The sequence below is a fragment of the Kineosporia mesophila genome (genome assembly GCF_021129235.1).
Taxonomy (GTDB): Bacteria; Actinomycetota; Actinomycetes; order Actinomycetales; family Kineosporiaceae; genus Kineosporia; species Kineosporia mesophila.
Window position 1 is genome coordinate 67,356 of record NZ_JAJOMA010000006.1, and the last position, 17,715, is coordinate 85,070.

The 17,715-nt window shown below is 69.4% G+C and carries 17 protein-coding genes; 6 read left to right on the forward strand and 11 right to left on the reverse strand.

The features are described from left to right. Nucleotides 1–63 precede the first annotated feature (63 nt). Entirely contained in the window at nt 64–318 is a 255-nt protein-coding gene (locus tag LR393_RS10280) for a helix-turn-helix domain-containing protein (RefSeq protein ID WP_231483443.1), read from the forward strand. Here LR393_RS10280 and LR393_RS10285 read toward each other — a convergent pair. Continuing rightward, nucleotides 302–1,174: an NAD(+)/NADH kinase gene (locus LR393_RS10285; protein WP_231483449.1), complete on the reverse strand. Its 873-nt coding sequence runs from the start codon at nt 1,172–1,174 to the stop codon at nt 302–304. The two genes, LR393_RS10280 and LR393_RS10285, sit on opposite strands and share 17 nt — an antisense overlap. After that, complete coding sequence (locus LR393_RS10290) at nt 1,171–2,166, reverse strand: SPFH domain-containing protein (protein WP_231483450.1); 996 nt, start codon at nt 2,164–2,166, stop codon at nt 1,171–1,173. The genes LR393_RS10285 and LR393_RS10290 overlap by 4 nt, the downstream gene beginning before the upstream one ends. 115 nt (nt 2,167–2,281) lie before the next feature. On the opposite strand from LR393_RS10290, the gene LR393_RS10295 reads away from it, so the two are divergent. From LR393_RS10295 to LR393_RS10310, 4 genes are all read left to right on the forward strand, one after another. Then, entirely contained in the window at nt 2,282–3,016 is a 735-nt protein-coding gene (locus LR393_RS10295; protein WP_231483451.1) for an NUDIX hydrolase, read from the forward strand. 107 nt (nt 3,017–3,123) lie between these two features. Then, nucleotides 3,124–3,408, forward strand: a complete 285-nt coding sequence (locus LR393_RS36970) for a DUF4143 domain-containing protein (protein ID WP_407937307.1) — start codon at nt 3,124–3,126, stop codon at nt 3,406–3,408. Between the two features lie 69 nt (nt 3,409–3,477). Further along, a complete protein-coding gene (locus LR393_RS10305) occupies nt 3,478–6,723 on the forward strand; it encodes a BTAD domain-containing putative transcriptional regulator (protein ID WP_231483455.1) in 3,246 nt (1,081 codons plus the stop codon). 562 nt (nt 6,724–7,285) lie between these two features. Then, nucleotides 7,286–7,633 (forward strand): hypothetical protein, encoded by a 348-nt coding sequence (locus LR393_RS10310; RefSeq protein WP_231483457.1) that lies wholly within the window; start codon nt 7,286–7,288, stop codon nt 7,631–7,633. A gap of 327 nt (nt 7,634–7,960) precedes the next feature. Here LR393_RS10310 and LR393_RS10315 read toward each other — a convergent pair whose 3' ends face one another. From LR393_RS10315 to LR393_RS10330, 4 genes are all read right to left on the reverse strand, one after another. Then, entirely contained in the window at nt 7,961–8,794 is an 834-nt protein-coding gene (locus tag LR393_RS10315) for an ABC transporter permease (RefSeq protein ID WP_231483463.1), read from the reverse strand. Next, the gene (locus tag LR393_RS10320; protein WP_231483469.1) at nt 8,791–9,750 is read right to left on the reverse strand and encodes an ATP-binding cassette domain-containing protein; all 960 of its coding nucleotides are present in this window, start codon (nt 9,748–9,750) and stop codon (nt 8,791–8,793) included. Before LR393_RS10320 ends, LR393_RS10315 begins: the two co-directional genes overlap by 4 nt. Nucleotides 9,751–9,858: 108 nt before the next feature. Continuing rightward, nucleotides 9,859–10,629: a hypothetical protein gene (locus LR393_RS10325; protein WP_231483471.1), complete on the reverse strand. Its 771-nt coding sequence runs from the start codon at nt 10,627–10,629 to the stop codon at nt 9,859–9,861. Nucleotides 10,630–10,671: 42 nt separating this feature from the next. After that, nucleotides 10,672–10,869, reverse strand: coding sequence for a hypothetical protein (locus LR393_RS10330; RefSeq protein WP_231483473.1), 198 nt, complete (start codon nt 10,867–10,869; stop codon nt 10,672–10,674). 151 nt (nt 10,870–11,020) lie between these two features. On the opposite strand from LR393_RS10330, the gene LR393_RS10335 reads away from it, so the two are divergent. Beyond that, entirely contained in the window at nt 11,021–12,643 is a 1,623-nt protein-coding gene (locus LR393_RS10335; protein ID WP_231483502.1) for an Eco57I restriction-modification methylase domain-containing protein, read from the forward strand. 108 nt (nt 12,644–12,751) lie between these two features. Here the strand turns inward: LR393_RS10335 and LR393_RS10340 are convergent, their stop codons facing one another. From LR393_RS10340 to LR393_RS10360, 5 genes are all read right to left on the reverse strand, one after another. Next, nucleotides 12,752–13,432 carry a response regulator gene (locus LR393_RS10340; protein ID WP_231483503.1) on the reverse strand — a complete coding sequence of 227 codons (681 nt, stop codon included), beginning with the start codon at nt 13,430–13,432 and terminating at the stop codon, nt 12,752–12,754. After that, on the reverse strand, nt 13,429–14,805 hold the full coding sequence (locus LR393_RS10345) for a sensor histidine kinase (protein ID WP_231483504.1): 1,377 nt from the start codon (nt 14,803–14,805) through the stop codon (nt 13,429–13,431). Before LR393_RS10345 ends, LR393_RS10340 begins: the two co-directional genes overlap by 4 nt. A gap of 142 nt (nt 14,806–14,947) precedes the next feature. After that, the gene (locus tag LR393_RS10350) at nt 14,948–15,904 is read right to left on the reverse strand and encodes a D-alanine--D-alanine ligase family protein (RefSeq protein ID WP_231483506.1); all 957 of its coding nucleotides are present in this window, start codon (nt 15,902–15,904) and stop codon (nt 14,948–14,950) included. Then, nucleotides 15,901–17,079 (reverse strand): alanine racemase, encoded by a 1,179-nt coding sequence (alr, locus tag LR393_RS10355; protein ID WP_231483507.1) that lies wholly within the window; start codon nt 17,077–17,079, stop codon nt 15,901–15,903. The genes LR393_RS10350 and alr overlap by 4 nt, the downstream gene beginning before the upstream one ends. Continuing rightward, nucleotides 17,076–17,690 carry a M15 family metallopeptidase gene (locus LR393_RS10360; RefSeq protein WP_231483508.1) on the reverse strand — a complete coding sequence of 205 codons (615 nt, stop codon included), beginning with the start codon at nt 17,688–17,690 and terminating at the stop codon, nt 17,076–17,078. Before LR393_RS10360 ends, alr begins: the two co-directional genes overlap by 4 nt. Nucleotides 17,691–17,715: the final 25 nt, after the last annotated feature.

The window sequence follows — 17,715 nt, forward strand, 5'->3', positions numbered from 1 at the left end:
GAAAAGCCGCATTCACTCCGGTGGCGGATGCACCTGACCGGCGAAAGCTCCTACCGTCCGGACATGCCCACATTCCTCGATGTGCTGCCGCGCAACGTGGCGGCCGAGCGTGCCCGTCGCGGGTGGCTGCAGAAAGACCTGGCACAGCGTCTCGGCTGGGGCGGCACCAAGGTGTCCGAACTGGAGACCGGCGCGCGCCGGGTACAGATCGACGAGCTGGGCCCGCTCTGCAAGGCGCTGGGCGTGCCACTGTGGAAGCTCGCGGAGGGCACCGACGCCGCGGAGCTCGAGGCGCTGGGTCTCACACCACCACGCTGAGATGCTGCGACGCCGTTCGCACCTCGATCTGCTGACCCCAGCCCACCTGTAGCCGGTCCGACTCCAGGCCGTCGCCGAACACCACCAGGTCGGCCTCCGCCACGACCGGCAGCACATCGCCCCGGGCCAGCGACCCCTGGGTCTGCGTGGTGCCGGTGAACGGTGACGGCCAGGCCTCGCGCACGAACCAGGCCAGCGATTCATCCAGTGGGCCGGGCAGTTCCGGCACCTGCGCCCGATCGCGGGCGAGTGACGCGCACCAGCCGGTCGAGCCGGTCCCGGTGCCGACCAGGATGCCGGACGACGACTGCCGCTCACCCCGCAGCCGGTAGCGCGCGGACTGATGGCCGGCGTCACCCAGGTACAGCTCGTTGAGGGCCCGCAGCCTCTGGCCGTCGTCCAGCACCGCCTCCACCATCGTCCTCTGCTCGATCCTTGCCCTCCCGACCGTCACCCGGCCCAGCAGATCCCCGCTGACCGCGGCCGAATGCCGCACGAGCACACCCGGATTCAGGCCGGGTTCAGGATCCACGCCGATCACCGGCTGCCCGTCGAGGTACTTGGCCACGTTCGCCACCAGGCCGTCCTGACCGACGGCGACCACGACGTCCTCCGGATCGAACCGCAGCCGGGGCAGATCGGCCCGCTCCACCGACGCCCGCCGCCAGCCACCCGGGATACCGGCCTCGACCTGGCGCAACGCCTCGTGCAGGGCGTCGTGCCGGTCCTGCACCGGCTGGAGGTCACGGCCCCGCGAGCGCAGGAAGAACTCCGCCTGGCCACGGGTGCTGTGCCGTTCCAGGAGCAGGTCGAGTTCGCTGCGCCGGTGCACCAGGACGGCGCGGGGAGCGATCATCGGTCGGCCAGCGCCGCCAGCGCGCTGGTGATCGCGTCGGGTGTCAGCGTCAGGCTGCCGATCTGCGGCAGGTGCGCGGCGGCCTCGCGGGCGGCCAGGGCGAGCAGCACGTTGCGGTCGATGTCGGCGTAGACGGCCATCTTCGCGGCCTCGGTCTCGGCCTCCGCCGCGCCGACCAGACGCGTGGTCTCGGCCCGGGCGTCGGCCAGGGCCTTGGTCTGCTCGGCCTTGGCCTGGGTCTCGATCCGGCCGGCGGCCGCGGCCTCGGTGGCACGGCGCCGCTCGTTCGCGCCCCGCTGCGTGACCAGCTGCTCCTCGCGGGTGGCCAGCTCGATCTGCGACTGCAGCTCGTTCTCGCTGATCGCCCGTTCCCGCTCGACGGCCAGGGCCCGGCGCTCGTAGGTGGCCTTGTCGGCGTCCTGCTGCACCTGCTCACGGGCCGGAGTCTGCAGGGCGCGCTCGACATCGGCCTCCGGGCGCAGGGCCACCACTCGCACGTCGACCACCTCGACACCGGTCTGGGCGAGCCGGTCGTCCTGGTGCAGACCCTGCGCGATGCGGTCGCGAGTAGCTGCCATCCCCCTGGTCAGAGCCTGGTTCAGCGAGAATCCGGCGAGCAGGTCGAGCGCATGCTGCTGGGATGCCTCCGTCAGCATCTGGGCGATCTGCTCCAGCGGGCGACCGCGCCACTTGCCGTTCTTCAGCTCCAGACCGAAGTCGAGGCGGCGGGCCGCCAGGTCCGGATCGGCCATCCGGTAGGCGACGGTGGCCTGCACGGTGACGTCCTGGAAGTCGGCCGTCCGGGCGTGGAAGAGCAGGCCCAGCTCACGGTCGTCGATCGGCACCTCGCTCAGGGCGGCGCTCAGGGGGCGGAACCAGAAGGCCTGCCCGGGGCCGGAGTGCACGGTGCGCCCGCGGCTGACATGCACGAGATGATCGGTCGTGCCGCTGCGTACGTGCCAGACGAAGGGGTAACGCCGAATCTCAGCCACAGTCCGCTCCTTTATCGTCACTTTGACGTCTTCTCTCGAGATGACGGTAGCCCCACCCTTTGTTATCGTCAACTCGACGAAAGATGCCCTGCTTTGAAAGGAAGGACCCAGCGCCGTGTCCAGCAAACAGGGTTACGACCCGTCCAAGTACCCGCCGGTGGCCGTGACGGTGGACATCGTTCTGCTGACCATTCGCGACGACAGCCTCGAGGCCCTGCTGGTGCGGCGCGGACAGGAGCCGTTCAAGGGCAGCTACGCGCTGCCGGGTGGTTTCGTGCGCCCCGACGAGACGCTGGCCGACGCCGCTGCCCGGGAGCTCGAGGAAGAGACCGGCGCCCGGGGCATGCACCTGGAGCAGCTGGGCACGTACGGGGATCCGGGCCGCGACCCGAGGATGCGGGTGGTCAGTGCTGCCTACCTGGCCCTTATCCCGAACCCGCCCGAGGTCACCGGCGGCAGTGACGCCGAAGTGGCCGAATGGGTGCCCATCGCCACGTTCCTCGACGCCTCCCTGCCCGAGTCCCCGTCGCTGCTGGCCTTCGACCACCGCAAGATCCTGCGTGACGGCGTCGAGCGGGCCCGGGCCAAGCTTGAGTACAGCGGCCTGGCCACGGCTTTCTGCGGCACCGAGTTCACCGTCGGCGAGCTGCGCCGGGTCTACGAGATCGTCTGGGGCGTCGACCTGGACGCCCGCAACTTCCACCGTAAGGTCACCGGCACCCTGGGCTTCCTGGAACCGACCGGCGAGATGACCACCCGCGGCGGGGGGCGGCCGGCGCAGCTGTTCCGCCGGGGCGCGACCCAGACCCTGAACCCGCCGATCCTGCGGCCGACGCCGAGCGTGGTGTAGCTGCTAACGATAGTGCAGACACCCTGCTAATGGGATGACAGATTGCCTGCTAACGGAATCGTAGGGTCTTCCTAGGGGCCCTGTTCGAGTCACTCATCGCCCTGCAACTGCGGGTCTTCAGTCAGGCCGCGGAGGCGCGCCCACACCACCTGCGTACCAGGAATGGCGACCACGAGGTCGATTTCATCCTTCAGTGCCCCGACCAACGCGTGGTCGCTGTCGAGGTGAAACTCGGTGCCAGCGTGACCGATGCCCATGTTCGTCACCTGCGCTGGCTTCGCACCCAGATCGGCGATGATCTGATCAATGCCGTCGTGATCAATACCGGCCCGCACGCCTACCGCAGGCCGGACGGGATCGCGGTGATCCCGGCCGCCCTTCTGGGCCCGTGACCTCGCCCCACCTTGTCCGTGATCCAAGAGGCATGGGTGCGGCCATGAACTGGCTGCGACACTGGGGGCGTGCAGGTACGCGTGCTGGGGCCGTTGATGATCGAGGCCGAGGGCGAGCCCGTCGATATCGGCGGTGCCCGTCTGCGATCGCTGCTGGTCAGGCTTAGTGCGGACGCGGGGGCCTGGGTTCCGGTCAGCCGGCTGGTGCAGTCGCTGTGGCTGGAAGATCCGCCGGCGGACGAGGTCAACGCCCTGCAGTCGCTGGTCTCCCGGTTGCGGCGGGCGCTGCCCCGGCCAGACCTGATCGAGTCCGGGCCCGCGGGGTACCGGCTGGTCATCACCAAGGACGACGTCGACGCGCTGGCCTTCGAGAACCTGGTGGGGCAGGGGCGGCGCACGGCCGGGCCGCCGGAGACGGTCGAGATGCTGGGGCAGGCTCTGGACCTGTGGCGCGGCGCTCCCCTGGCCGAGGTCGCCGACGCGCCCTACGCCCAGGCCTGGACCGAGCGGCTGGAACGACTGCGGCTCACCGCGATCGACGAACGCGCTGCGGCCCTGCTCACCCTGGGCCGCGCGGGCGAGCCGGTGACCGAGCTGGAAGAGGTCATCGCCGCGCACCCGCTGCGCGAGCGCACCCACGAACTGCTGATCCGGGCCCTCGCGGCCGGGGGGCGACAGGGTGAGGCGCTGGCTGTGTACGAACGGCTGCGCCGGGCGATGGCCGACGAACTCGGCCTGGATCCGCCCGCCGCGCTGCAGGAACTGCAGGGCCAGGTGCTGAGGGACGATGCCGCCCTGCGTTCGGTGGTGTCCCCCACCGACCCCGAACCGCCGGCGGACATCGTCCGCCGCACCAATTTGCGCGTCCCCCTGACCACGTTCGTCGGCCGGGAGGCCGAGCTCGCCGGGATCACCGAGCAACTGGGCCGCACCCGCCTCGTCACCCTGGTCGGCACCGGTGGGGCCGGAAAGACCCGGCTGGTCAGCGAAGTTGCGAGCCGTCTGGCCGATCGCGACGGCGTGTGGATGATCGAGCTGGCGCCGGTGACCGACCCGGACGATGTGGCCTCCACAGTGCTGGGCGGCATCGGGTCGATCGACCGGTCCCAGCTCGACACCACACTGCAGCAGCCGCCGCTACGCGACGTGCGCACCCGGCTGGTCGAGAGTCTGGCCCCGCACGACGCCGTGATCGTGCTCGACAACTGTGAGCACCTGATCGAGGCCAGCGCCGAGGTGGCCGAGTTCCTGCTGGCCCGCTGCCCCAGGCTGACTGTGCTGGCGACCAGCCGGGAGCCCCTCGGCATCGTCGGGGAGTCGATCTGGCCGGTGCGCCCGCTCGCCACCGCGGCCGAGGACTCGCCCGCGGTGCAGCTGTTCGCCGACCGGGCCGCCCTGGTCCGACCCGGTTTCACGATGACCGACGAGAACGCCGGGGCGGTGCGGGAGATCTGCCGGCGCCTCGACGGTCTGCCGCTGGCCATCGAGCTGGCCGCGGCCCGGCTGCGCACGCTGAACCCGGAGGCCCTGGCCGCCCGGCTGGACAACCGGTTCCGGCTGCTCACGGGCGGCAACCGCACCGCGATGCCGCGACACCAGACGCTGCGCGCGGTGGTGGCCTGGAGCTGGGAACTGCTGCCGGACGCGGAGAGAGACCTGATCGAGCGGCTGTCGGTGTTCGGCGGTGGGGCCACCGCCGAGACCGCCTCAATCGTCTGCGGCGGTGCCGAAATCGGATCCGGAACAACGGATTTTGATGAGGAAACGATTGCCGACCTGCTGCTCTCCCTGGCCGAGAAGTCGCTGCTGGTGGTGGCCTCGGGAAACGATCCACAACCGCGCTACCGGCTGCTGGAGACCATCCGCGAGTACGCGCTGGAGAAGCTCTCGGAGCGTGGCGGGATAGCGACGATGCGCCGGGCCCACGCCACCTACTTCCTGAAGCTCGCCGAGACCGCCGACCCCTATCTGCGAGGCCGCGACCAGCTGTTCTGGCTGGACCGGATCACCTCCGAGCGCGACAACCTGCTCGCCTCCATGAGATTCGCCGTGGAGACGGAGAACGCGGACCACGCGGTGCGGCTGGCCGCTGCGCTCGGCTGGTACTGGGCCGTGACCAGCCGCCACGAGGAGTCCGGGGACTGGGCCAAACAGGCTCTGCGGGTACCGGGCGAGAGCAGCCCCGAGCCATTGCTGGTCGTAACCGTACTGGCCGCGCTGAGTACCGCGATGAGCGGCAAGGATCTACCGGGCGAACATGACCTCGCCCAGATCGACTCACTCCTGCAGCAGGTGAACGTGCTCGGCGGGCATCCCCTGCTGACGTTCATCGAGCCGGCCCTGGCCGAGCTGCGGCACGACTCCGAGGCCAGCCGGGCCGCGGTGGCACGCAACCTTCACCACACCGATCCGTGGGCCCGCGCCATGCTCCGGCTGATGGTCGCCATGCTGGCCGAGAACGAGGGCGATTTCGAGCGCTGCCGGGAGCACATCCCGCAGGCGCTGGCCATGTTCGAGGAGATCGGCGACCGGTGGGGCATCGCCACCGCGAGCAGCCAGCTGGCCGAGATCATGCGGGTCGACGGCGAACTCGACCGGGCGATCGAGCTGTTCACCCGGGCCCGGCAGCTGATGATCGAGCTGCACGCCACCGACGACGAGGCCCAGGCCCTGGTCTGGATCGCCCGGATCCGTCAGGAGAAGGGTGACCTGGAGGGCGCCCGGCGCGACCTCGAGGTGGCCCGGCGAATGGCCTCGGAAACCAGCTCGTGGATGGCCCATGCGTTCGCCATCTCGGGCGCGGCGTCACTCGCGGCGGCCGAGGGCAATCTTGGGGAGGCCCGGCGACTGGCCGAAAAGGCCATCACCGAAAACGGTTCGAGGCCACGCATCATGCCCCAGATGCACGCGATGATGCTCAGCGAGCTGATGGTGTACGAACTGCGCGACAACGCTCTCGACGTGGCCTCGACCCGGCTGGCCCTGGTCGTCCAGCTGGCCCTGGACAGCCAGGACCTACCGGTCGCCGCCCGGGTGGGGGTCACCGTCGCCGAATACCTCCTGACCGTCGGCCGGCCCGTCGAGGCCGCCGGGCTCCTGGGCGCCTGCGCCCAGATGCGTGGTCACGACGGCTTCCGCGACCCGGACATCGCCCGGCTCACCGCGAGGATCAAGGCCGCGCTGACCCCGGAGGAGTTCACCACCTGCTTCGACGCCGGCCGCGCCCTCGACCGGGAGGGCGCCGTCGCCCTGCTCAAGGCGACCACGCCGGAAGCCGCCGGACCCGATCGGGGCCCAGCGGCGTCCTCCATCTGAACTCACGTGCGGGAGCGGTACATCCGCACCGCCAGGGGTGCGAAGACCGCCATGATGGCGACCGACCAGGGCACCGGCTCAGTGATCGCACCAACCAACTACCGATCGGCGAACCGCGTTACCAGGAAGGGTAATTCGGCGATGCTTACACCGTGAGTACCCTCGCTGGACCGGGGAACACCACACACCGATTGGGCCGGCTGACGTCGTGGGCCGTGAGCTGGAAACCCATATTCCGCCTCACCGCCGTCAAACACCCTCCATTTCGAAGCAAGCAAACCGCCCTGAGCCATGCTCTCAGCGCCCCAAAGCTCTTCGGCGAAACAACGGTGAGAGTCTGGGCGCGACCCGCTCAGAACGATCGATCCCTCCAGGCCACAACCCCCACCTTCGCGACTAGCCCCGATCCGAGACTCAAAGATCAGCCTATATACCACCCCATGGCCCTCAAGGGGTACATTTAGATAAATGTTACCGAATACACAACGTTGACGAAACAGTTACCTTTCGTTATCTTTCAGGACATCTGGACTCACAGGGAGTTCAAATGGTTAGGAATACGATGAAATTCGCAAAGATTGCCCTTGTCGCGTTCGCCCTACTCGGGATGGACCTGATTTTCGCACAGGGAGCCCAGGCCGCTGCTTGTGGAACCGTTAAGGACGTATCTCTGTCCGGCTCCAAGGGGCATTGGACGGTGACCTGTTCGGGCGGCAAGAAGACCGTAAAGGGCTGGGTCGAAGACACCAAAGCGGACGGCGATTGCCCCCACGTCACTGCGTACTTCCAGTTCGAGAATAGCTCCTACTCCATTGATCGGGACGCTAAGGCGTGCCCGAAGGGCGACCGGACCACATTCAACTGGACCGAGACTGCGGACTACGTCACCGTCTTCCAGTACGGCAGCTGAGATTCCACTCTGTGGCCTGCTGGAACCGGCCACAAACCAGTGGCCATCGGCAAATGAGGGCTATCCAGGCGGTCGGGCTCTCGACCCTGGACAGGTGACGGCGGATGGTGACCTGAAGGCCTCAGTCGATGGCATGGCCAAATCTGCAACCTTGCGTGGATTGGCGATCAGGAAAATTTCTTCGCCTCGATCACCAACCTGGTGATCGAGGCGAAGAAATCGATGTCGAGTCTGTTAGCACTGCCACGATTCTTTCTTGATCAGTGCATCTTGGCTTTCAGGCAGCTGTTCATATCAGCCCATCGAGACTGGACTTACCAAAAGAACTCACGTGCGGGAGCGGTACATCCGCACCGCCAGGGGTGCGAAGACCGCCATGATGGCGACCGACCAGCCCAGCGACCACAGCACCGGCTCGGTGATCGCGCCGCCGACCATCAGGCCGCGGCAGGCCTCGGTCAGGTGGGTGATCGGGTTGACCTTGACCCACGCCTGGAGCCAGCCGGGCATGGTGTTCACCGGCACGAACATCGACGAACCGAAGGTCAGCGGGAACATCACCAGGAAGCCGATGCCCTGCACGGTGCCGGAATTGCGCACGGTGGTGCCGAGGAACACGGACACCCAGGTCAGCGAGAAGGCGAAGAACAGCACCAGTAGACAGGCCGCGAGCGCCTGCAGAGCGTTGGTCTCCACCCGGAAACCGATGGCGTAGCCGAAGCCCAGCAGCACGGCGATCGAGGTGACGAAGCGGACGACGTCGCCGAGTACCGCGCCGACCAGCGGGGCCGAGCGGGGGATCGGCAGGCTGCGGAACCGGTCGAACACGCCCTTGCCCATGTCGGTGTTCAGGTTCACGCCGATCGCCAGGGTGGCGAACAGCACGGTCTGCACCATCAGGGCGGGCAGGACGAACTGTAGGTAGGCGTGCTGCGAGCCGGAGATCGCGCCGCCGAACAGGTAGACGAACAGCACGGTGAAGATGATCGGCTGGACGGTGACGTCGATCAGCTGTTCCGGGGTGCGCCGGATCTTCGTGATCGACCGGCCGGCCAGGATCAGCGAGTGCCGGATCAGCGGGAACGGTTTGGCGGGGGTGTCGGAGGTGGGCGCGGCGGGAACGTCCGGCGCCTCAGTCATCAGGGTGGTGGTGCTGCTCATGCCGCACTCTCCTGTTCGATCTGCTCGCGGGAGCCGGTGAGGCTGAAGAAGACCTCGTCCAGGCTGGGAAGTCGCAGGGACAGTTCGGTGACGGCGATGCCGGCGTCGTCGAGGCGGCGCACCACCGTGGTCATCGCGCTGTCGTCGTCCACGGGCACGCTGAGCACGCCGCGGGCGGGGGAATCGATGTTCTTGCCGGTGGATACCTGTGACAGCAGGCCGCGCACGGTGTCGAGGTGTGCCGGGTCGGCCGGTCGCACCACCAGGGTCTGGCCGCCGACGACGCGCTTGAGTTCGGCCGGGGTGCCGTGGGCGATGACCCGGCCGTGGTCGATGACGGTGATGTCGTCGGCGAGCGCGTCGGCCTCTTCCAGGTACTGCGTGGTGAGCAGCACGGTGGTGCCGTCCGCGACGAGGTTGCGCACCAGACGCCAGACGTCGTCGCGCTTGGCCGGGTCGAGGCCGGTGGTGGGCTCGTCGAGGTAGATGACCGACGGGCGGCCGACCAGGCTGGCGGCGAGGTCCAGCCGGCGGCGCATGCCGCCGGAGTAGTGCTTGGCCACGCGGTCGGCGGCTTCGGTCAGGTCGAACTGACCGAGCAGGTGCCGGGCCCGGGCGAGAGCGTCGCGCTTGGAGAGATCGAGCAGCCGGCCGATGAGCACCAGATTCTCGGTGCCGGTGAGGTCTTCGTCGACGGACGCGTACTGGCCGGTGAGGCCGATCTGGCGGCGCACCTGGGGCGCCTGGTGGACGACGTCCAGTCCGGCCACGGTGGCGCGCCCCTCGTCGGGGCGCAGCAGGGTGGCGAGGATCCGAACCGCTGTGGTCTTACCGGCTCCGTTGGGTCCGAGAACACCGAGGACAGTGCCCTCGGGAGCCGCCAGATCGACCCCGGCCAGGGCGGTCGTGGCGCCGAAGCGCTTGACCAGTCCCTCGGCCTCGAAGGCGTATGCCATGGGTGGACTCCTTGGATGAGTACTGAGCCGTGCTCTTTGACTCGTCCAAGGTGCCGGGGCGCGCTGTCACGGCGCGCACGTGCCGCTGTCAGCGGCTATCGATCGCTGTCAGACGTCTCCGAAGCCACTGAAGTCACCGTCGCCGCCCCCGAACATGTCAAAGCCGTTGTCGCCGGCCTCGCCGAGTTCTTGCTGGCCCTGGTCGACCTGCTGGCCGACCTGGTCGCCCTGCTGGGTGAAGTCGTCGGCCGCGGCCTCGTAGCCCTCCTGGAACTCGCTGCCGTCGAAGCCGTCGAACATGGCATCGGCGATCGCGGTGCCGACGAAGGCACCGGCCACACCGGCGAGCAGGCCACCGGCGATCATGCCGCCCATGCCCATACCGCCGCCGCCCATACCGCCACCCAGGCCGGGTCGGTTGAAGCTGCGCTCCAGGGTGCCCGGGCTGCGCATCTCGGCGCGGGTGGCCATCCGGGCCAGGGAACGCGGGTCGTCGCTCGTGGCGCGCTCGTGCGGCGGAACTTCTTCGGAGAGACCGGCCAGCACCATGCGCCGCTGGTCGGGCGACAGTTTCGCGAAGGCCTCGGCGTGCGCCTCCTCGATGCGCTCGGGCGGCGCGGTCTTCAGCATGTAGCGGTAGCGGGCGATCGCGGCCTGGTCGGCCTGCGCGTCGCTGCCGGGCTCAGCGCCCGGGCGGCCGACCGCCGGCGGGAAACCGCCTGGGTGCTGGTAGCCACCCTGGTTGCCCTGATGACCCTGGTTGCTCGGTGACCCCCAGGACGGCTGTTGCTGCTGCTGACCGCCCCAACTCTGGCCGGGTGCCTGCTGATAGCCCTGCTGGTCCTTGTCACGACCCAGCAGCCTGTCCAGAAACCCCACGACAGGTCACACTCCCTCGGTAGCGATCGTCACTGACAGGGTTCAACGAGTGCTGCTGGGGGCAGGTTCCGCCGGTGTGCTCAGCGGTTCGACTTTCTCCATCTGGGTCACGGCCCGGCCGAACACCTCACCCGCAACGGCCTGCAACCCGACGAAGGCAACCACGAAGGCGACCACCACGCCACCGGCGATGAGGCCGTACTCGACCGCGGACGATCCACGGTCGTCAGGGTGCTTCACCTGCCCGACCCTACGGGGTCGTTCTCACCCGGTCGCTGACTAGTGCACATCGTCTGCGGAAAACCCGGGAAACTAGGTGGGTGGTGAGCAGAGGGCGGGTCGGTGCCGGGGCGGTGCCGACCGCTTGCCCGAGGGCACAGCCGGTCACCCGATGACGACGCTCGGGAAACGGAAGGCCCGGGGCGCCTTCTTCACACCCGCCCCCATCGCCCGGTACGTCACCCGGTGGGCCCTGCGCGGCAGCGGTGGCCGCGTGCTCGAGCCGTCGTCCGGGGAGGCCGCCTTTTTGCTCGCGGCTGCCGAGTTCGGTGGTCCCGAATGGTTTTTGGACGGGGTTGAGCTTCATCCTGAATCTGCCCAGTCCGCTCGGTCGGCTTTGGAGGCCACCGGAATCCGGGCCACCGTCACCACGGCCGACTTCTTCACCCTCGATCCGACCGGCGACTACGACGCAGTGATCGGGAACCCGCCGTACGTGCGGTACCACGACTTCACCGGCTCCGACCGGGCGCGAGCCCAGGCCGCGGCCCGGCGCGCCGGGGTCTCCCTGAGCGGGCTGGCCTCGTCGTGGGCCGCGTTCACCGTGCACGCCTCGCGGTTCCTGCGGCCCGGCGGGCGACTCGGGCTGGTGCTGCCGGCCGAGCTGCTCAGCGTGAACTACGCGGCGCCGGTGCGGCGGTACCTGCTGGAGAACTTCGCCCGGGTGCGGCTGGTGGCCTTCACCGAACGCGTCTTTCCCGGGGTCGTGGCGGAGATCGTGCTGGTCCTGGCCGACGGTTTCCACAGCCCCGGGATCTCCGGCCGACTGGAGACACTGCAGGTCCGCAACGCCGCAGCACTGGAGGAGCTGCCCGCCGAGCCGGTGTTCGAGTCGTTCACCGTGCCCTCGCCCGACCTCAAATGGACCCCGGCCCTGATCCCGGCCGAACCCCTGCGCGCCTTCGACCAGTTGCTGCGCGGCCCGGAGTTCAGCGTGCTCGACGACTGGGGCCGGGTCTCGCTCGGCATCGTGACCGGCAACAACAGTTTCTTCGCCCTCACCCTCGACGAGGCCGCCGCCCGCGGCCTGGGCCCCGCCGACCTGCTCCCGCTCTCCCCTCCCGGCAGTTCACATCTGCGCGGGCTGGACTTCAGCGCCGACGCCCTCCGGGAACTCGGCGAGAACGGCTCGGCCGTGAAGCTTTTCCGCCCCGCCGACCGGCGCTCCCCGGCTGCGGCCGCGTACGTGCGGGCCGGTGAGTCGATGGGCGTGGACGAGGCCTACAAGTGCCGCATCCGCACCCCGTGGTGGCAGGTACGGCTGGCGCCCCCGCCCGACCTGCTGCTGACCTACATGAACGCCGACGCACCCCGGCTGGTCACGAACTCGGCCCGGGCCCACCACCTGAACTCGGTGCACGGGGTGCATCTCCACCGCCCCGACCCCTCGGGTCTGCTTCCCCTCGCCGCCCTCGGCTCGGTCACCCTGCTCGGCGCCGAGACGGTCGGAAGGTCTTACGGCGGAGGACTTCTCAAGCTTGAGCCCAGTGAGGCCAAGCAACTGCCACTGCCCTCACCACATCTGCTGCAGGCGGCGGCCCCGGCCCTGCTCGAGATCCGGCCGGCCGTCGCCACGGCCCTGAGCCGATTCCGGCTGGCCGACGCCGTGAGCCTGGTCGACGAGGCTCTGCTCACCCGCACCCTGGGCCTGGCCCCCGAAACCGTGACCCACCTCCGCGCAGCCCACGCCCACCTGCAGAAACGCCGCCAGGACCGAGCCCGCACCCGCTTCTGAGGCGGTCGAGCCCGCGCCCTTCTCCGAAGAAACGCGGCCACCCCTTGAGCACGACCATTCCCCTGTTCGCGAAGGCGCCCCACCGCACTTTCGGGGTGGAAGAGAGGGTCAGAACTTGACCAGGCCGTGTTGGTGGGCGAAGACCACGATCTGCACGCGGTCGCGCAGGGTCAGCTTGCGCAGGATCGAGCCGACGTGGGTCTTCACGGTCGATTCGCTGGCGAAGATCAGGCCGGCGATCTCGGTGTTGGACAGGCCTCGGGCCACCGCGTCGAAGACCTCGCGCTCCTTGTCGGTGAGCGCCAGGTAGGCGGGCGGGATCGGGGCGGCCTCCCGGAACTGGGTCTCCAGCAGCGTGGACAGGTCGCTCGGGGCGAGCACCGCATTGCCTGCGTGCACCGTGCGGATCGCGTCGCGCAGCATCAGCGGGGTGGTGTCTTTCAGCAGGAAACCGCTGGCGCCGTAACGGATCGCCCGGGCCGCCCGGTCGTCCAGGTTGAAGGTGGTCAGCACCACCACCCGCACCGGACGGTCCCGGCGGGCCACCCGTTCGGGCTGGAAGATCTGCCGGGTGGCCTCGACGCCGTCCATCTCGGGCATCCGGATGTCCATCAGCACCACGTCGGGTTGCAGTTCGTCGACGAGCCGCACGGCCTCCAGGCCGTCACCGGCCGAGCCGACCACGGTCATACCCGGCTGCGCGTTGATGATCACCTGCACACCGGCCCGGAACAGCTCCTGATCGTCGACCAGGAGCACGCGGATGTCCGGCGGGCTCTCTTCGCTCATCGCCCGCTCACGGGGATCCAGGCAGTCACGGTGAAAATCGGTCCTTCCGGTTCGTCGCGCGTTCGGACATCGAGCTTGCCACCTACGCTCTCCACCCGGCGACGCATCCCGCCGAGCCCCTGCCCGCCCGGGCTCGGCGCGTCCCCGGCCGGCAGCACATCCAGCGGCTGGGTGTCCGCGATCCGCCGGGCCGCGGCGTTGCGCACCTCGATACGCAGATCATGTGCGAAGGGACCTTCCGGCCAATGTCTCTCGACGTGCACCGGACGATCGCGGCGGCCGTGCTTGATGGCGTTCGTGAGCATCTCCTGCACCACCCGGTGGGCGACCACCTCCAGCTCGGGCGGCAGCGGTCGCACCGGGCCGACCTCGTTGACGATCACCTCGTGCCCGCTGGAACGGACCCCCGCGACGAGCTCCCGGAACGAGCCCGCCGACGCCACCACGACGGCCTGCTGAGCGCCGGCCAGCACCTGCCGAATGTCTTGCAGCGACGACCGGGCCGACGTGGCGATCGTGACCATGGTCTGTTTCAGCACCACCGGATCGTCGTCGAGGAACTGCGCCGACTCGGCCTGAGCCAGGATCACCGCCAGCGAGTGCCCCACCACGTCGTGCACGTCGGCGGCCAGCCGGGCCTGTTCCTCGCGCAGCGCCGCGATCTCCCGGGCCTGCTCACTCTCGCGCTGGGCCAGCTCGTTCTCGCGCTGGGCCCGGGCGGCGTCGGCCTCGGCCACCTCGAGTGACGCCTCCGAGGCGCTCGCCCGCACCGCGAGCCGGGCGACCAGGCCGATCAGCCAGGGCACCAGCAGCAGAGCCAGCACGAAGGCCGCCGACATCATCCGCCACGACACGCCCAGGACATCGGCAGCCTGTGAGAGCGGCACCCCGCCGGAGAGCAGGGACAGCGCCTGCGGGCCGATGTTGGCCATGAAGACGATGCCGCCGATCACGGCTGCGGGAATCGACAGCATGCTGGCCCAGAGCGTGGCCGTGCTGCCCCAGCGAGCCATCGCGAAAGCGATGTAGACGACCGAGAACTGGACCAGCATGATGCTGAGCCCGTTCGAGAACTGCAGCAGCCCGACCACCCAGACCGTGCCGAGCGCGACCGAGGGCCAGTGCCGGGCCACGGCGACGGCGAGCGCCATGCCGAACACCAGCACGATCAGTTGCAGGCGGCCGATCGCGTACCAGCTGGCGAGGACGGTCTCGGCCAGGCCGCCGAACCACACCAGCAGACCGGCAAACGCATCGGCACCCCACGTGCGCAACCATCGCTGCGCCGTGCGCGTGATCTGGGGCCGGTCGGGGGCCGGCCGGTTCACCGATCCACCACTCGTCGATCCACCACTCGTCAGGCCACCGCTCATCGGGCCACCGCCGGCATCCGTTCGCCCGGTTCGGTCAGCGGCAGGCGCAGCCACCCCAGGGCGAACGCGGCGATGACGGGACCTCCGACCAGATAGGTGAGCACGTTACTGCGTAACGTAAGCAAAACACGCCCCCGGGCGCTCATGGCCGACGACCCGCCGTCAGAGCGTCACACACCAGCAGATCCACCAGCTCGACATAGGGCAGACCGTCGGCGGCGAACATTTTCGGTGCCTGCGACTGCTCGGTGAACCCCGGCGCGGTGTTCACCTCGTTGAGCACCGGCCCCTGCGCGGTGAGGAAGAAGTCGACGCGCGCCACACCCGAGCAGCCGAGCGCGTCGTACATCGCGAGCGCGGCCTCTTCCAGTGCCTTCCTCTCCTGAGCGCCCAGATCGGCCGGGACGAGCAACTCGGCGCTGCCGTCGTACTTCGTCGAGTGGTCGAAAATATCTTTCTGTATGAGTATTTCGAGCGGCGGTGCGATCAGGCGGGAGCCGTCGGGGCGCCCGAGCACGGCCACGTCGATCTCCCGGCCGCTGATCGGTTCCTCCACCAGCACGCGATCGCCGAGTGCGAGAGCGGCGTCGAGGGAGGCCGGTAGCTGTTCCTCGTCCATAATCAGTGAAACCCCGTGACTGGACCCCGCCGACACCGGCTTGACCACCACCGGACCGGTGAAAACATATGAGCTGGATGTTTTTCGGGTCAGCAGCCAACCCGGCGCCACCGGAATACCGATGGCCTGGGCCACGAGTTTCGTGACCCATTTGTCCATGGCCACCGCACCCGCCCCCACCCCCGACCCGACGTAGGGCACCTGGGCGAGATCACAGAGTGCAGCCAGGGTTCCGTCTTCCCCATGGGCACCGTGCAGCATCGGCACCACCACCTCGCAGCTCCCGATCACCTGCACCGCGCCGGCCAGGCCGATGGGGCGCAACTCCCCGTCGCGCCAGGTGCCCGACCGGTCGACGGTCAGGGCGACCACCTCGTAACCGGCTGCCACCAGAGCATTCCGGACGCCGGCGGCCGAGGCCAGGGAGACTTCGTGCTCGCTGTTCTGCCCACCGCCGATCACAGCTACCCGCGCGCTCATGACCGTCCTCCGGACCGGGCGCGAGCCAGACGGGGGCCCAGGCCGGTCATTATCTCGTGCTCGATAGTTCCTGCCCAGGATGCCCATTCGGCCACCGTCGGCTCTCCGGCGGCGCCGGGCCCGAACACCGTCACGACGTCGCCCATGCGCGCGCCCTCTTCTCCCAGATCGATCACGGCCATGTCCATCGAGATCTTCCCCACCAACGGCCGCCGCACGCCCCGCACGAGCACCTGCGCCCGGTTCGAGGCGCTACGGGGAAGCCCGTCGGCATACCCGACGCCGATAAGCCCGAGCTGGGTTGTCGTCGGGGCGGTCCAGGTCTGCCCGTAGCCCACGGCGGTACCGGCACCGACGCGGCGAAGGCCGATCAGGGGTGCGGTCAGAGTCAGGGTGGGCCGCATCCGGCCCGCACCTGAGGGGTCGATTCCGAACAGGCCGGCCCCGACCCGGACCGTCGTGTGGTGACTCAGGGGGTCGTTCAGGGTGGCGGCAGTGGCCGCCAGGTGCCGGTGCGCGGGATCGAGCCCGGCGTCCCGGGCCACCCGCACGCCCCAGTCGAAGGTCGCCCGACCGATCGTGCTGGACGCGTCGCCCGGTACATCCGCGCAGCTCAGATGGCCCATCAGGCCGGCCACCCGAACCAGGCCGAGCTGCTCGGCCCGCCGTGCCGCCGCGCACAGAGCGGGCCAGAGAGCGGGCTCGGCGCCGTCGCGGGCCATGCCGCAGTCCAGGTGCAGGTGCACGGTGGCGCCCGGGGCCAGAGTGGCTATGGCGGCCAGGTGCTCCAGGCTCGGAACCGCCAGTTCCACGCCCACCCGCACGGCCCGCGCCCAGTCCGCATCCACCGGATTGAGCCAGCTCAGCACGGGTGCGTAGACCCGCTCGGCGCGCAGGGCCAGGGCCTCGGCCAGGCTGGTGACACCCAGCCGGGTCGCACCGTGGGCCAGCGCGGTGCGGGCGACCTGGGCGGCACCGTGCCCGAACGCATCCGCCTTCACCACGGCCATCACCTCGCCCTGGGTGATCCGGCTGAGGTGGCGGGTGTTCGCCCCCACGGCCGACAGGTCCACGGTGAGGGTGGGACGGGACGCGAGACTGGTCCCGCTGCCCTTTTCTGCCTTGGGAACGGGGAAGAAAGGTGCATGATCGCCCGCGAGCACCGATGCACTCATGCTGCACCGGCCGGACCGTAGAGAGCGCTCGGGGCGCCGGTGGTCAGGGCCCAGTAACGATCGCCGTACGACCAGTGCCACCACTCGGTCGGGTAGTTCACCAGCCCGACCCCGTTCAGGGCGGCTGCCATCAGCCGTCGATTGGCCCTGGCCTGCGGAGAGATCCACGGAGAGTCGAAGAAACAGGCTCCGCGCGACTCCTCGGGAGTCGCGTCCACCGGGGTGCCGAGATCGAGAGCGACGCCCGCTTCGTCCACCAGTGAAAGATCGACCGCGGCCCCCGCGACGTGCGGGGCCACCACGAGCGGCGCCACGAACCGGGCCACCAGATCGGGCAGGTCGTGCTCGGTCGCGCCGGGATGGGCCGCGCGGACCTGCGCCGTGTACGTCTCGATGATCGCCCGTTGCCGCTGCGGTGAGCGGTGCCCCTCGACCACGCGCAGGTGCAGGCCCCGGGGCAGGAGGGACTGCGCCCGGAGCAACCGGGTCGCCAGTCCCGCGCGCACCGCGGCCCGGGCCGGGCCGAAGGCCTCCGGAAGTTCGACCAGCGGTTCGCCGGTCTCGCGCAGCGGCACCGCGGCGACCCGGGGGTCAGAGAGAAGGATCGTCACGATGAACAACGTTCGTCCGCCGGCC

What these genes read in the sequence shown, in the direction of transcription:
- LR393_RS10280 (WP_231483443.1), top strand. Translation starts at nt 64, where the DNA reads ATGCCCACATTCCTCGATGTGCTGCCGCGCAACGTGGCGGCCGAGCGT.
- LR393_RS10285 (WP_231483449.1), bottom strand. Translation starts at nt 1,174, where the DNA reads ATGATCGCTCCCCGCGCCGTCCTGGTGCACCGGCGCAGCGAACTCGAC.
- LR393_RS10310 (WP_231483457.1), top strand. Translation starts at nt 7,286, where the DNA reads ATGAAATTCGCAAAGATTGCCCTTGTCGCGTTCGCCCTACTCGGGATG.
- LR393_RS10315 (WP_231483463.1), bottom strand. Translation starts at nt 8,794, where the DNA reads ATGAGCAGCACCACCACCCTGATGACTGAGGCGCCGGACGTTCCCGCC.
- LR393_RS10320 (WP_231483469.1), bottom strand. Translation starts at nt 9,750, where the DNA reads ATGGCATACGCCTTCGAGGCCGAGGGACTGGTCAAGCGCTTCGGCGCC.
- LR393_RS10335 (WP_231483502.1), top strand. Translation starts at nt 11,021, where the DNA reads ATGACGACGCTCGGGAAACGGAAGGCCCGGGGCGCCTTCTTCACACCC.
- LR393_RS10340 (WP_231483503.1), bottom strand. Translation starts at nt 13,432, where the DNA reads ATGAGCGAAGAGAGCCCGCCGGACATCCGCGTGCTCCTGGTCGACGAT.
- LR393_RS10345 (WP_231483504.1), bottom strand. Translation starts at nt 14,805, where the DNA reads ATGAGCGGTGGCCTGACGAGTGGTGGATCGACGAGTGGTGGATCGGTG.
- LR393_RS10350 (WP_231483506.1), bottom strand. Translation starts at nt 15,904, where the DNA reads ATGAGCGCGCGGGTAGCTGTGATCGGCGGTGGGCAGAACAGCGAGCAC.
- alr (WP_231483507.1), bottom strand. Translation starts at nt 17,079, where the DNA reads ATGAGTGCATCGGTGCTCGCGGGCGATCATGCACCTTTCTTCCCCGTT.